Origin of the sequence: Pseudoalteromonas sp. SG43-3, assembly GCF_014164385.1 — a bacterium.
In the GTDB taxonomy this organism is placed as follows: Bacteria; Pseudomonadota; Gammaproteobacteria; order Enterobacterales; family Alteromonadaceae; genus Pseudoalteromonas; species Pseudoalteromonas distincta.
Map to the genome: position 1 here is coordinate 1 of NZ_JACJFC010000063.1, position 917 is coordinate 917.

General features: G+C 44.6%; 1 protein-coding gene. It reads right to left on the bottom strand.

The features are described 5' to 3' along the window. Positions 1 to 917: elongation factor Tu (tuf, locus tag H5157_RS20570; protein ID WP_182725411.1), on the bottom strand; the 917-nt coding region annotated here is incomplete at both ends.

Here is a 917-nt window from a genome sequence, read left to right on the forward strand (position 1 = left end):
TCTTTAGAAAGTACGTATACTTCTGAAGTGAATGTAGTATGTGGGTTGATTGAACCAGGCTTAGCTAGTACTTGACCACGTTCAACGTCTTCACGCTTAGTACCACGTAGAAGTGCACCAATGTTCTCACCAGCACGACCTTCGTCAAGAAGCTTACGGAACATTTCAACACCAGTACAAGTAGACTTAGTAGTCTCTCTGATACCAACGATTTCAACTTCGTCATTTACGTTGATGATACCAGCTTCAACACGACCAGTTACAACAGTACCACGGCCTTGGATTGAGAAAACGTCTTCGATAGGCATGATGAATGGCTTATCGATGTCACGCTCTGGCTCTGGGATGTAAGAATCAAGTGCATTTGCAAGCTCAACAATCTTATCTTCCCACTCTTTCTCGCCTTCTAACGCTTTAAGCGCAGAACCAGCGATTAGTGGTAAGTCATCACCTGGAAAATCGTATTCAGAAAGAAGTTCACGAACTTCCATTTCTACTAGTTCAAGTAGCTCTTCGTCATCAACCATGTCACATTTGTTCATGAACACAACGATGTAAGGAACGCCAACTTGACGAGAAAGAAGGATGTGCTCACGTGTTTGTGGCATAGGGCCATCTGTCGCAGCAACTACTAAGATCGCGCCATCCATTTGAGCAGCACCAGTGATCATGTTTTTAACATAATCGGCGTGACCAGGACAATCTACGTGTGCGTAGTGACGTGTAGGAGTATCGTATTCAACGTGAGACGTTGAAATAGTGATACCACGTTCGCGCTCTTCTGGAGCGTTGTCGATTGATGCGAAATCTTTAGCAACACCGCCGTATACTTTTGCAAGTACGTTAGTGATTGCTGCAGTTAGTGTAGTTTTACCGTGGTCAACGTGGCCGATTGTACCAACGTTTACGTGCGGTTT